This window comes from Pantoea sp. Acro-807, from assembly GCF_011752675.1.
Taxonomy (GTDB): domain Bacteria; phylum Pseudomonadota; class Gammaproteobacteria; order Enterobacterales; family Enterobacteriaceae; genus Pantoea; species Pantoea eucrina.
In genome coordinates, this window is the sequence record NZ_VWXE01000004.1 from 414,955 (window position 1) to 428,621 (window position 13,667).

Here is a 13,667-nt window from a genome sequence, read left to right on the forward strand (position 1 = left end):
CAGGCAAAAAAAAGGCCACCCGAAGGTGGCCAGCGTGACAGCGTATCAGGCAGGTTTTTGCTGCTTTTTGTGTTTGCGCTGCCGGCGCAGTTTATCAATCAGGCGATGCGCTTCCGCACGGGTGGCGACCGCAGGCGATGACCCCTTCAGTGGTTTACGCGCCGTTTCGCTCAGCGTCAGCACCGTCAGCAGGCCAATAACTCCGGCGCCCATCATGTAGTAAGCAGGCATCATTTTGTTGTGCGTGGTATCCACCAGCCAGGCTGTGATTAGCGGCGTGGTGCCACCAAACAGTGAGACCGAAAGGTTGAAGCCAATCGCCAGCGCGCTATAACGGATATCGGTGACAAACAGCGCCGGCAGGGTGGCAGGCATGGTGCCGCTGAAGCAGGTATGCAGCAGACCAAGAATCGCCAGTCCGGCAAAAACCCAGTACATATTACCGGTACCCAGCAGCATAAACGCAGGGATAGCCAGCACAATCAGGCCCAGCGCGCCAAAGCCGATAACCGGCTTGCGGCCGAGACGATCGGTAAAGTAGCCCCACATCAGCGTCAGTGGCATCATGATAAACATCACCACCATCACCAGCAGCAGGCCGGAGAGTTCGCTCAGGCCGAGGATCCCGGTAAGGTAGCTTGGCATATATGCGGTCAGCATATAGTTGGAGACGTTGAACAGCAGCACCAGCCCGATACACTTCAGCAGCGGTTTGCTCTGGGTACGCAGCATCTGCCACAGCGTCAGCGGCGGCTTGTTATGCTCCATCTCTTCACGCTGATCCATATGGTCTTTAAATGCCGGCGTCTCTTCCAGCTTCAGGCGAATATAGAGACCAAACAGACCGAGTGGTGCCGCGAGAAAGAACGGAATACGCCAGCCCCACGACATCATCTCATCATGCGGCAGGTACGCAATCATCCCGGTTACCAGGCTGGCACCCAGCAGATAGCCCGCCAGCGTGCCAAATTCCAGGAAGCTGCCCATAAAACCGCGGCGCTTATCGGTTGAATACTCGGCAATAAAGGTTGCTGCACCGCCATATTCGCCGCCGGTTGAGAAGCCCTGAACCAGACGGGCTACCAGCAGCAGAATCGGCGCCGCAATGCCGATACTGGCATAGCTCGGGATAAGACCAATACAGAAGGTGCCGATGGACATCATTACCATGGTAAAAGCGAGGACTTTCTGACGGCCAAAGCGATCGCCCAGCGGTCCGAACACCATACCGCCAATCGGACGCACGAGGAACGCGGCGGCAAAGGTACCAAATGAAGCGATAAGCTGCGCGGTATTACTGGCATCGGGGAAGAAGACCTGACCAATAATCACGGCCAGATAGCTGTATACGCCAAAATCGAACCACTCCATGGTATTACCAAGAGCAGCTGCGCCGACGGCGCGTTTTAAAAGTTTATTGTCGATGACGGTAATATCATCAATGGTCAGATCGGGTTTATTTACTGTTTCAGTGCTCATAGGCTTCCTTTGACAATGAAATAAAAGCGATCTTATAGCTTTCGCAGCCGGTTATTGCAGGGTGGAAAAGAAAGCTATAAGAGGCCGAAAGGCGAACACCTTAGGAGATAATTTTTCTTTACGCAACTTTGTGATGTATATCACTGGCAATAAGCGTAGCGCTGAAGTAAAGAACTGTCAAAAAGCGCGACGGCGGGATAACAGCTTATCGTGTTGATACGGAATATTCGGCGCATTAACGCAATATTATGCTGGGCACGGAAAATACTCAGGCAGATATATCGTAAACGACCATTATCACTCTGTGATATACCAGAGTATAAAAAATCGCCGCCAGGGTTCACAATGTCAATTCCTGTCAGTGCGCAGGCAAATCAGCCCGGTCCTTCGCTTGCTGCGGCCAGCAGCGGCACAATTACGTCACTCAGCGGAGTGGGAACGCCTTTTTCCCGGCCAAACCGCTGTATAACCCCGTTGCGGCACTGCCACTCCAGCGGTCGACCCGCCTGCCGGTCAGCGAGAATAGAGGTGCTCAGATCGGCTGGTGCGCTCTGCAACCCTGCCACTATTTCGTTTGTGACGTTGTCACTTAGAGTTGCCCCGCAGGCGCGCGCCACGTTAAGTGCTTCACTGAGATAAGCCAGCGCCAGTTCAGCAATATCTCTCCGGTTAAACATGCCTGCCCGGCGATTTGCCAGCACCATCAGGCCCGCTACCGCATTCTGTAACAGCTTGCGCCATGCCACAGAGTGAAAATCAGCGCTGAGATCGGTGCTGCAGCGCGTGCCCGCCAGAGCAGCAACGATGCGTGCTGCGCCTGGCGTATCGGGCAGCGTCAGCCGCGGCCGGGCGCGCAGCCAGACAGAGGCGTCCGCTTCGCGCTGGGCCGGAAACCAGACCACCGAAGGAATAATTTGCGCGCCATTCACCAGCGGCTGCAGCTGCGTCTGCTGTTCAATGCCGTTTTGCAGCGCGCACACCACGGTATTCTCATTGCATAATGCCCGCAGCCAGCCTGCACACTGCGCCACCTGAGTGGTTTTGACCGCAACAAACAGTAGCGTAACCGCATGACGGATAGCGACAGGATCGGTCAGCACCGGACCCGGCACCCGGATTTCGCCGTCGTCATGACGCAGCCTCAGGCATGCATGGGGCGTACGGCCACAGAGCAGCGGCGGGCGCCCGGCTTCATACAGGGCAGCTGCAACGGTGGTGCCGATAGCGCCAGGGCCGAGCAGTGCGACAGAGGAGTAATCTGACATATAAAGACTCCGGTTCAGGCTGATATTCTGCTGATAACAGAAGAGGGAAGTGCTAAGTATTATTCACGTTCGCGCAGTTGGCCGCCTGAAGCGTAATAAAACAGGTTTCTGAATAATTCTCTATGGCGGTCGCCTTTTTTTATCGGACAATCAGTAACGTAATTGTTTCCACCGCTGCGCTGGCATCCTGATTCATATTAACTATGTTTATGACTCAAAGAATAAAAGGATGCTCTATGCGTAATCTTATATTGAGTGGATTCACCGTATTGTTGCTGTCAGGATGCGGCGCGAATAACAGTGCGTCACCGGTCAACGCTCCCGGTGCGCCCGTGGCGGGTAAAACCGCGCTGCTGGAGAGCGGCGCGGCCGCACTGCAGTCGCGCCCGCCGATTGATGCCATTAACACCTATCTGGATGGATTCCACTACTACTGTGGTGATAAACAGGGACAGATGGAAGCGCATCACTATGTCACCATTCTCAACGATGATGTGATGCAGGCAGTGATCTTCGACGGCAATAAAAAAGATGCCAAGCTGATGGGCGTTGAATATATCATCAGCGAGCGGCTGTTTAAGCAGCTTCCGGCGGGCGAGAAGAAGTACTGGCACAGCCACCGCTATGAAGTGAAATCAGGCTCTCTGATTGCGCCGGGCATCCCGGACGCCGCTGAACATGCGCTGATGGGCAAAATCGTCAATACCTACGGAAAAACCTGGCACACCTGGCATACTGACCGCGACAAAACCCTGCCGCTGGGCGAGCCAGCGCTGATGATGGGCTTTACCGCCGACGGAGAGATGAACCCGGCGCTGCTGCGCGATCGTGACCAGCGCTTTGGCGTCGACACGCAGAAAATTCGTGCGGCGCGCGCCGATCTCGACGCGCATCCGGTGGCCGCAGGCGCTGATAACTGCCAGCGCGTACATCAGGCGCACTGATCGCCACAAAATCTATCCGCAGCGTTCGCCCTGCGGATTTTTTTCGCCTGCCGCCCCCGAACCAGGTTAAAAAGAGAGATCGTTTTTCTCTGCCGTAAGGAACCAGACGTATTATGACGCTCAAACGTTATTTCACCAGCGACCAGCTGACGCTTACCACCCGGGTATTACGCTGTGAACCGCAGGATGATGGCCGCTTTCGTCTCATACTCAGTGAAACGCTGTTTCATCCGCAGGGTGGCGGACAGCCCTCCGATCGCGGAACCCTTGCCGGCGCGGCGATGCTGCAGGCGCTGCAGGAGGGCGACGATGTCGCACACTATACCGATCGGCCGGTTGAACCAGGCGAGGTGGAGCTGGTGGTGGATGGCGAGCTGCGCGAGCTGCACTCGCGTTACCACTCCGCGGGTCATTTGATCGCTTATGCCGGAGAGTCATTTGGCTGGCGTGGATATAAAGCCAACCATCGGCCAGGGGAAGGTCGCATTGTTTTTACCGCGCTGGATCAGACTCAGCCGGTTACGGCAGAGGCGCTGATGCAGCGGGCTGCAGCGCTGGTGGCGGGCAACTATCCCCGCGTGCTGGGTGAAGAGGCGGGAAAACGTATGGTGAGCTGGGGTGAACTGACCCCCTATGCCTGCGGCGGCACGCATGTGCTCAGCACCGGGGAGATCGGTGACATTGTGATTGGCAAAGTAAAAGAAAAGAAGGGTGAGCTCACGGTACAGTATAGCCTGAGCCACTAAGCGGCATCAGGGGGGACTCCGTTCCCGCCCTCATGCCTGCGGCGTTAGCCTTTTCTCAGCCGTGATCCGTCAGCGACTGCGCCGCGCAAATCAGCGCCAGATGGCTCAGCCCCTGCGGCATGTTACCGCGCCACTCATCGGTGCGGACATCGAACATCTCATTAAAGGTTTCAACGTTGCCACGCTGACAAAGTTTGTCGAGGATCTCTTCCATCGCCTGCTCTGCCTGTGGAATATCACCCAGCGCGGCCAGCGCTTCCACCAGCCAGAAAGAGCAGGCAATAAAGGTACTCTCCTCCTGTTCCACACCGGAGTAGCGATAAACCATTGCGCTGTTGTGTCCCAGATCCTGACGGATAGCGCGATAGGTCGCGCGCATGCGCTCAGGATTCACCTGGTTGCCGTAACGGTGCATCAGCGCCAGCGCCGCATCCAGTTTATCTTCGCTGTCCGGGTAGAAGAGATAAGCCTGTCTGGCCTCGCTCCAGCAGTGCGCCTCCACCCACTCGCTGATGCGATCGCGTTCGCGCTGCCAGCGCTCAAGCCAGGTCGGCTCAATATGTTTCGCCTCTGCCAGCGCCACGGCGCGATCCAGCGCCAGCCAGCAGGCCATCTTGGAATGCGTATAGTGATGCTGATCGGGCAGCTCCCAGATCCCGCAATCCTGCTGACGCCATGAATCAGCGCAATGATTCGCCAGCTCACCCAGCATGCGCGAGGTAGAGAGATCGAGAATGTGACCAGCCTGTATAAACAAATCGGCGGTGGCGAGCATGTCGCCATACATACTGAGCTGGAGCTGATCGCGCGCATTATTGCCGATGCGTACCGGCTGTGAATGGTGGTAACCCCGCAGCGGCGGATAAGATTCAGCCGGGACTTCATCCCCTTCGAGCGTATAACAGGCGCGCAGCGCGGTGCCGTGACGAATAATCGTTTTCGACAGCCATGAGAAAGCAGCCTTACAATCTTCCAGCGCGCCCAGAAACACAAACGATTTAATAATCAGGCAGGCGTCGCGTACCCACGCATAGCGATAGTCATAATTTTTTTCGCCGCCGATACCTTCCGGCAGGGAAGTTGTGGCCGCCGCCGCCAGCGCGCCGGTAGGAGAGTACCAGAGAAATTTCAGCGACAGCGCTGAACGCCGCACGTGCTTTTCATAGCGCCCCTGATAACTCAGGCTGCGCGTCCAGTCGCACCAGGCGGTGTGGCTGGTTTCAATACGGGTATCGATAGCGCTTAAATCCGGCACCGCCAGCGGTTCGCGCTCGGTGACCAGCAGAGCAACCAGCGCGTGACTGCCGGGCGAGGTTTTGAGCGTGGCAGCGATACGTTCATCGTCCCGCTGCGTAATATGCCACGCGTCACTGGTGCGCAGCATCGCCATCAGATCGGCAATATGATAAACATCGCCCTGTTCAGTGCAGTCCCGCCACGGCGAGCAGGTCTCAGCCAGCGTACCAAAGCGTAACGTCAGCGTCAGCTCAACGTGGCCCTCGATCCCTTCAACGCGCCGCGCCAGCTCACTCCACGGCAGACGACCGGCCAGCGTGCTGTTTAATGATTCAGTCAGCAGGACTGAACCCTCTGCGGTGATAAAGGTGGTTTCCAGCACGTTACTGTCAGCGCGATAAGCGCGTTCGGTGCGGAAGGGGGCTGCGGGTACAATCTGGAAAAACCCGCCAATCTCCGGATCGAGCAGGCGGTCAAACAGCGGGGCGGAGTCGAGATTAGGTGCACACCACCAGTCAATAGCCCCATCCGGTGCGATAAGCGCAACGGAACGGCCTTCCCCAATGGCAGCGTAATCTCCAAGGCGCGCAAACCCTTTCTCGCGCATCGGCGACTGCAAAATCTGGTTATTCATCATGCTTCCCTGTCAGCTGAAACGACAGCGTGGCTGCCACAGGGGCAGCCACGCTGATATCGGGCAGAATGTGCTATTACAGCGTGCCGGTACCGCCGTCTGAGCACCATACCTGGCCGGAAGTAAAGCCGTTCAGGTTTTCAGCAAAGGTGACATAGAGCGGCGCGATTTCCACCGGCTGGCCCGGACGGCCCATCGGTGCACCGGAACCAAACTGCTGCAGTTTCTCTTCCGGCTGACCACCGCACGCCTGAAGTGGCGTCCAGTATGGGCCCGGTGCCACAGCGTTAACGCGGATCTTCTGTTCCGCCAGCTGTTTAGCCAGCGCTTTAGTAAAGGCGGCAATTGAGGCTTTGGTCTGCGCATAATCCAGCAGAATAGCGCTTGGCTCATAAGCCTGAACGGAAGAGGTATTTATAATAGAGGCGCCCTCTGGCAGATATTCCAGCGCGGCTTTAGTGATCCAGAACATCGCATAGACGTTGGTCTTAAACGTTGCGTCAAAATCTTCCGTCGAGAGCGTGCGAATAGATTCATTAAACTGCTGACGTCCGGCATTATTAACCAGAATATCCAGGCCATCGAGTTTTTCAGCGGCTTCTTTAACCAGCTGCTGGCAAAACGATTCGGAACGGATATCACCCGGAATAGCGACGGCTTTACGTCCTTCAGCTTCAATCAGCTTAACCACTTCCTGCGCATCTGACTCTTCAGCAGGCAGATAGTTGATGGCAACGTCTGCGCCTTCACGAGCGTAAGCGATAGCCACGGCGCGGCCGATACCTGAATCGCCGCCGGTGATTAGCGCTTTACGTCCGGTCAGGCGGCCTGAACCGCGATAGCTTGTTTCACCGTGATCGGGAAGCGGATCCATCTTACTGGCTAAGCCGGGGAAATCCTGCGACGGCGTGTTAAACGGCGGCTGCGGATATTCATTAGCGATTAGCGTTTTGTTAGTGAACGAATTCATAACGGGCTCCTTGTACAGTGAACGTGTAGAAAATAAGCCTGGCAGAGATGTGATATTTGTCACGTAAAAAAATTACGAATGAATTTTATTTGTGCAATATCCATGCAGTGCGGGAAGTTATTTTTCCTTACAATTTCACTAACGTAATGATTATTTATCCCCTCTTAGTCCACATTTAGAAAATAAGCGAGTCGGCAACATTGCAGAGCAGAAAATTAGCTCTAAGCTCATTGAATAACTTTAATAAATTCCCGGCGTTTTACCGGGATAAACATAATGAGCACTGTCGTCAACGAGGCGAAAATGAGCGAAGCACTCTGTACCATTATTTATAACGGGGAACGGCTGAGTGGCGCAGCGGATCAACCGCTGATCGATTTTCTGCAGCAGCAGGGAAAAAAACTGCCGCACGTCTGCTACCACCCGGCGTTGCCGCCGCTGCAAAGCTGCGATGTCTGCTGGGTCAGGGCTGACGGAGAGCAGGTGCGTGGCTGTACCCTGCGGACTTATGAAGGCTTGCAGGTGGTCAGTGAAGGCGCCGACCTGGCTGCTGCACAGCAGGAAGGTATGGACCGTATTCTGAATCGCCATGAACTTTACTGCACGGTGTGTGAGCACAATACCGGCGACTGTACGCTGCATAATGCGGTAGCCGATATGCACATGCCGATTCAGTTCTATCCCTATGAACGTAAACCCTACACGAAAGATCACAGCAATCCGTTTTATACCTACGATCCCGACCAGTGCATTCTCTGCGGACGCTGCGTTGAGGCGTGTCAGAACATAGAAGTCAATGAGACACTCTCAATTGACTACAGCGCAGAACATCCGCGCGTATTGTGGGATGGCGGGACGGAGATTGCCGGATCGAGCTGCGTCAGCTGCGGTCACTGCGTCACGGTTTGCCCGTGTAACGCGCTTTTAGAAAAAACCATGCAGCCCGATGCCGGTCCGTTTACCCGCATGGATGAGGATTTAAAGCGGCCGTTTATTGATGCCATTAAAAAAATGGAGAAGAGCATCGGCATGGAGCCGATAACCGGCATCTCACTGATTGATGATGCTTTGCGCAAAACAGAAATTAAAAAAACCAAAACGGTCTGCACCTACTGCGGCGTTGGCTGCAGCTTTGAGGTCTGGACGCGCGATCGCCATATCCTGAAGGTGCAGCCGGTCGCTGAGGCGCCGGTAAACGGCATCTCCACCTGCGTAAAAGGCAAGTTTGGCTGGGATTTTGTTAACAGCCCGAATCGCCTGACCACGCCGCTTATCCGGGAAAACGGAGCATTCCGGCCTGCCAGCTGGGAAGAGGCGCTGAACCGGGTGGCGGAAGGGCTGCGTGCCGTAGCGCATCAGCACGGCGGCGCAGCAATTGGATTTATTGGCTCCAGTAAAGCCAGTAATGAAGAGGCCTATCTGACGCAAAAGATCGCGCGCCTGATTTTTGGTACCAACAATGTCGATAACTCTTCACGCTATTGTCAGAACCCGGCTACCCAGGGGCTGTTCCGCACCGTGGGTTATGGCGGCGATGCCGGCACGCTGCGCGATCTGCAGCAGACCGATCTGATTATCACCGTGGGCAGTAATCTTGCAGAAAACCATCCGGTATTCGCCTCGCACATCAAACAGAGCCATAAACATCACGGGCAGAAACTGCTGGTCGTGGATCCGCGTAAGCATGAAATGGCGGAGCGCGCCGACTGCTATCTGCGTATCCGGCCCGGTACCGATATGGTCTGGGCCTCTGCGATGGCGAAATATATGTTCGATCATCACTATGCAGACGACGCGTTTCTGGCTGAACGCGTTAATGATGTTGACGCCTACCGCGCCTCGCTCGCGCCGTTTACGCTTGAGATGGCGAGTGAAGTAACCGGTCTGAGCGTGGAGGCGCTCACCGAGGCAGCGGAGATGATCGGCCAGGCAAACAGCGCCTGTATTCTCTGGGCGATGGGTATCACGCAGCACAGCCACGGTGCCGATGCCAGCACGGCACTCTCTAACCTGCTGCTGGTGACCGGCAACTATGGTCGTCCCGGCACCGGTGGCTATCCGATGCGCGGCCATAACAACGTACAGGGGGCCAGCGACTTTGGCTGCCTGAGCAATGTTTACCCCGGCTATGAAAGCGTAACGGATGATGCGGTTCGCGAGAAGTGGGCGCGTGCCTGGCAGGTTGCGCCGGAAGCGCTCTCTGATGAAGAGGGGCTGGATAACTTCCTGATGATTGAGCACGCCCACGATAAGCAGCTGCGCGCAATGTACATCATCGGCGAAGATACCGCCTTTTCAGACGCTAACTCCACCAAAGTGGATGAAGCGTTCAGCCAGCTCGATTTTATGGTGGTGCAGGACATTTTCATGAGCAATACCGCGCGCTACGCCGACGTGGTGCTGCCCGGCTGTCCGAGCCTGGAAAAAGAGGGCACATTCGTCAATACCGAGCGCCGTATACAGCACTTCTCCCCGGCGTTTGCTCCACTGGGTGAGAGCCGGCCTGACTGGCAGATTCTGACCGATCTCGCCGCGCGTCTCGGGCATCACTGGCGCTATCCAAACCCCGGCGCCATCATGGCGGAGGCGGCGGGCATTGCGGATCTGTTTGCCGGTGTGAGCTATGAACAGCTGGTAGGCTGGCAGTCACAGCTCTGGCCGGTGAAAGCAGATGGCAGCAGTACGCCGCTGCTCTATACCGACGCATTTGCGTTTCCGGATGGTAAAGCGCGTCTCTATGCGCTTGAGTGGCAGCCGCCAGAAGAGCAGCCGGACGCAGAGTACGATCTGCTGCTGAATAATGGCCGCATGCTGGAGCATTTCCAGTCCACAAACCAGACCGGGCAGGGCGGACGCATCATGTCGCTGTCACCCAACTGGTTTGTGGAGATCTCGCCGCAGCTGGCGGAAGCGCGTCAGCTGCAGGAGGGTGACTGGGTTGAAATCCGCTCGCGGCGCGGCGCGCTGGAGGTGCCGGTGGTGGTGACCGATCGTGCCGCAGGGAACGTGCTGTTTATCCCGATTCACTATGGCAAACCCGGCGTCAATGGTCTGACCGGTAACCACCACGACCCGGATGTGAACACGCCGGCTTACAAAGAGATTGCCGTCAGCCTGCGTAAACTGGCGCGTCAGCCTCAGCCCCAGCCGCATCCGCTGCCGTTGCATAACTTCCGTCACGGTCAGCGCACGCCGCTGGATCACCTGCCGGTTGAGGTGAAATGGCAGCAGCCGGAGTACCGTTTGCCCCCTGAACATGTTTCGCACCCGGAGAAAAGCTAATGGCCGAACCGCTGGACTACCAGCCTGAACCTGCGCGCACTGAACCCACCGCGCAGGAGTCACTCAATACGCTGCTGGAGAATCTGCATCAGCACGGCTTTCTGCGTCTCGCCAATGACGTGGTTAAAGCGAACAACGACATTGGTAAAATTCTTGCCGGCGGGCTGAATCGCCCCGGTACTCAGAACGCCATCCAGAACATTTCGCTGCTGTTTATGATGCTGAGCACTATTCCGCCCGAGCGGTTTAATCATGTACTGCTGGCGCTGCGCGATGCGCTGGTCGCGATGAAGCCAGCGAGCGAGTCTGTTCAGCAGGAGAAAGCTGCGCCCGGCATCAGAGGGGTAATGAAACTGCTTAATGATGAAGACCTGTGGCAGGGTGTGCGTCCGCTGCTGTCGGCGCTGGAAGTTTTTTCGCGCGAGATGCAGAAAGAGGAGGAGACCCCGATTACCCGCTACAGCGGTAAGCCGACCCGTGAATAGTCAGGAGTGGGTGCTGCTGATTGCCCGTGGTCAGTTTGCGCTGACCATGGGCATGCACATTACGCTGGCAGCGCTGACGCTGGGCCTGGCTCCTTTCCTGGTCTGGTTTGAAGCGCGCTGGCTATGGGGGAAGCGCCCTGAAGCGCGGCAGGCGCTGCAGTTCTGGATCAAAATTTTTGCCCTGACGGTGGCTATCGGCACCGTCTCTGGCGTCGTTATGGAATTTCAGTTCGGCACGCACTGGTCCGGGCTGGCGTCACGCGCGGGCGGGGTGATAGGCCCGCTGATGCTGTACGAAGTGCTTATCGCCTTTTTTCTGGAGTCCGCGCTGACCGGCGTGATGCTGTTTGGTTTTGATCGGGTTAAGCCTGGCGTCCATTTCACCGTGACCTGTTTTGTGGCGCTGGGCGCCGTGCTGAGCGCGTTCTGGATCCTTGCGGCTAACTCCTGGATGCAGACGCCGGTTGATTTTCATCTGACCGATGATGGCCGTCTGCTGCCCGACAGCGCGTGGACGCTGCTTGCTGCTCCCTCCTTTGGCTGGCGTATGGCTCATATGCTGCTCGCCTCGGCAATAAGCGTCAGCTTCCTGCTGGGCGGCGTAGCCGCGTGGCGCTTGTGCCGTCAGCCGGATGAAGCGGCCAGTCGTCTGATGCTGCGCAGCGCGCTGACGGTAACGCTACTGGCGGTACCGGTGCAGATTGTAGTGGGCGATCTGCATGGTGAAAATACGCGCACCTGGCAACCGGCTAAGCTGGCTGCCATCGAGGGGAGCTGGCACGCTCCGCCGCCGGGTCAGGGAGAGCCGCTGCGGCTGTTTGCCATTCCGGATCAGCAGGCGCAGCGCAACCACGCTGAACTGGCGATCCCGGCGATCGGCTCCCTCTACCTGCGTCACAACCTCAGCGGGCATATTAAAAGTCTGAGCGAGTTTCCGGCAGAGGCGTTGCCGCCCGTGTTACCGGTGTTTTTTGCGTTTCGCCTGATGGTGGGATGCGGCGTACTGATGCTGGTGGTTAGCCTGGCGGCCAACCTGCAGCGCTGGCGCGGTCGTTTATACCATTCACCGCGCCTGTTGCGTCTGCTGACGCTGATGTCGCCTGCCGGGTTTTTGGCGCTGCTGGCTGGCTGGGTGGTCACGGAAATGGGACGCCAGCCCTGGACGGTTTATGGCGTATTACGTACTGCTGACAGCCTTTCGCCGCTGTCGCTCAGCAGTACATTGGTCATTTTTATCGCTATCGTGCTGGTCTATACGCTGGGTTTTGCGGCTGGCCTGCTCTATTTAGTGCGTCAAATCAACGCACCGCTGCCTGACGATGCCGACGTGGCAGCCGAGCACGTTGAAACACCGGCCTGAGGAGCTGATGATGCTTGCCGATCTCTCTGCCGCCGTGCTGATTTTTTCACTGCTGATGTATCTGGCGCTGGATGGCACCGATCTTGGCGTGGGCATGCTGTTTTACGCTTTCGACACGCCACAGCAGCGGCAGTGGATGGCACACAGCCTGCTGCCGCTATGGGATGCTAACGAGACCTGGCTGGTGCTGATGGCCGGGGGAATGCTGGCGCTTTTTCCTGCGCTCTATAGTCTGCTGCTGCAGACGCTGATGGTGCCGGTATTTCTGCTGCTGCTGGCGCTGTTTCTGCGCGCGCTGGCGCTGACTTATCGCGCGCAGGTGAGTAGGGCATGGCGTGTCTGGCTTGACCGTCTGATGATAGCCAGTTCGCTGGCCGCAGCCTTTTTGCCCGGCTGGATAAGCGGCCTGATCCTGGTTTCGCGTCCGCCTGCCGGAATTATTATCGATCTCTCGCTGGCACCGCTGCTGTGTGGCGCCGGCGTGGTGGCAGTCGATCTGCTGCTGGGCTGCTGCTGGATCTGCTGGCGTCTGGGTGAGGCGGCGGGAGAACGCGCCCGGTCACTTGCCGTGCTGGCATGGACCTGCGCGGTGATATGTCTGACAGGCGTGATACTGCTGGAGCCGACGCTATGGCAGCTGAGCTGGCAGCGCGCGCCTGGCCAGCTTATTCTGATTGCGATCCCGCTGCTGATTGTGCTTCAGGCCATATTACTCTGGCGCGAAGCGATGGTGGCGCTGCTGATGACAACGCTGCTGCTTATCGGCGCAGTGGTCATCGCCCTGGCGTTCGGCCTCTATCCGTGGCTGCTGCCGTTTCAGCTGCGTATTCAGGAAGAGGCCTCGTCGCCGGTGACGCAGGGCGTGGTGCTGACCGGCATGCTGATTTTCCTGCCGCTGACGCTGGCCTACCACAGCTGGTCCTTTTGGGTATTCAAACGCCGCCCTCAGCGCTGAGTTTACGGCTGGTCAGCGGGTATACGCATAAACCAGGTTCCCTGCAGCGGCATGCGTAAAAAATCGCGAAACAGTGTTTCCAGCGTCTGCTGAGGATCGACGTCAGCGAAACGCTGCGGATAGAGCGTTTTAGCCATAAATTCTGCTGCAACGACGTGCCACGGGCTGAGATAAAAATTCATCCACAGCGCGCCCGCCTGACCATTATGCAGCGCCTTCAGCCCGCGCAGCCCTTTCTGCTGTCCGGTCAGCTGCTGAAAACTCTGCAGTGCAACATCAGGCGCGATCTCCGGTCCGAGCTTCAGCCGGCC

Annotated in this window: 10 protein-coding genes and 1 pseudogene; 6 read left to right on the forward strand and 5 right to left on the reverse strand. The window is 57.2% G+C overall.

Going from position 1 to position 13,667, the window contains the following annotated elements:
- Positions 1-45: 45 nt before the first annotated feature.
- Together proP and F3J39_RS12700 are read right to left on the reverse strand one after the other, a co-directional pair.
- A complete protein-coding gene (gene proP / locus F3J39_RS12695; RefSeq protein WP_166714270.1) occupies positions 46-1,479 on the reverse strand; it encodes a glycine betaine/L-proline transporter ProP in 1,434 nt (477 codons plus the stop codon).
- Between the two features lie 374 nt (positions 1,480-1,853).
- A complete protein-coding gene (locus F3J39_RS12700; protein ID WP_104085689.1) occupies positions 1,854-2,744 on the reverse strand; it encodes an oxidoreductase in 891 nt (296 codons plus the stop codon).
- A 236-nt stretch (positions 2,745-2,980) separates the two neighbouring features.
- Between F3J39_RS12700 and F3J39_RS12705 the strand changes: the two genes are divergently transcribed.
- Entirely contained in the window at positions 2,981-3,688 is a 708-nt protein-coding gene (locus tag F3J39_RS12705) for an OBAP family protein (RefSeq protein ID WP_108569743.1), read from the forward strand.
- Between the two features lie 113 nt (positions 3,689-3,801).
- Positions 3,802-4,434 carry a serine-tRNA(Ala) deacylase AlaX gene (locus F3J39_RS12710; RefSeq protein ID WP_040113851.1) on the forward strand — a complete coding sequence of 211 codons (633 nt, stop codon included), beginning with the start codon at positions 3,802-3,804 and terminating at the stop codon, positions 4,432-4,434.
- A 55-nt stretch (positions 4,435-4,489) separates the two neighbouring features.
- Here F3J39_RS12710 and F3J39_RS12715 read toward each other — a convergent pair whose 3' ends face one another.
- Positions 4,490-6,304, reverse strand: a complete 1,815-nt coding sequence (locus F3J39_RS12715; protein ID WP_071668298.1) for a glycoside hydrolase family 15 protein — start codon at positions 6,302-6,304, stop codon at positions 4,490-4,492.
- 76 nt (positions 6,305-6,380) lie between these two features.
- Positions 6,381-7,274: an SDR family oxidoreductase gene (locus tag F3J39_RS12720; RefSeq protein WP_166714271.1), complete on the reverse strand. Its 894-nt coding sequence runs from the start codon at positions 7,272-7,274 to the stop codon at positions 6,381-6,383.
- Positions 7,275-7,577: 303 nt separating this feature from the next.
- Here F3J39_RS12720 and fdhF point away from each other — a divergent pair, with 303 nt between their 5' ends.
- The 4 genes from fdhF to F3J39_RS12740 are packed head-to-tail and all read left to right on the forward strand — an operon-like array spanning position 7,578 to position 13,356.
- Positions 7,578-10,556 carry a formate dehydrogenase subunit alpha gene (gene fdhF / locus F3J39_RS12725; protein WP_166714286.1) on the forward strand — a complete coding sequence of 993 codons (2,979 nt, stop codon included), beginning with the start codon at positions 7,578-7,580 and terminating at the stop codon, positions 10,554-10,556.
- Entirely contained in the window at positions 10,556-11,041 is a 486-nt protein-coding gene (locus tag F3J39_RS18870) for a DUF1641 domain-containing protein (RefSeq protein ID WP_040113859.1), read from the forward strand. The genes fdhF and F3J39_RS18870 overlap by 1 nt, the downstream gene beginning before the upstream one ends.
- Positions 11,034-12,401, forward strand: coding sequence for a cytochrome ubiquinol oxidase subunit I (locus tag F3J39_RS12735; RefSeq protein WP_166714272.1), 1,368 nt, complete (start codon positions 11,034-11,036; stop codon positions 12,399-12,401). The genes F3J39_RS18870 and F3J39_RS12735 overlap by 8 nt, the downstream gene beginning before the upstream one ends.
- 7 nt (positions 12,402-12,408) lie before the next feature.
- Positions 12,409-13,356, forward strand: coding sequence for a cytochrome d ubiquinol oxidase subunit II (locus F3J39_RS12740; RefSeq protein WP_166714273.1), 948 nt, complete (start codon positions 12,409-12,411; stop codon positions 13,354-13,356).
- A gap of 2 nt (positions 13,357-13,358) precedes the next feature.
- On the opposite strand, the pseudogene F3J39_RS12745 reads toward F3J39_RS12740, so the two are convergent.
- Positions 13,359-13,667, reverse strand: a pseudogene (locus tag F3J39_RS12745) (hypothetical protein); the annotation flags it as partial.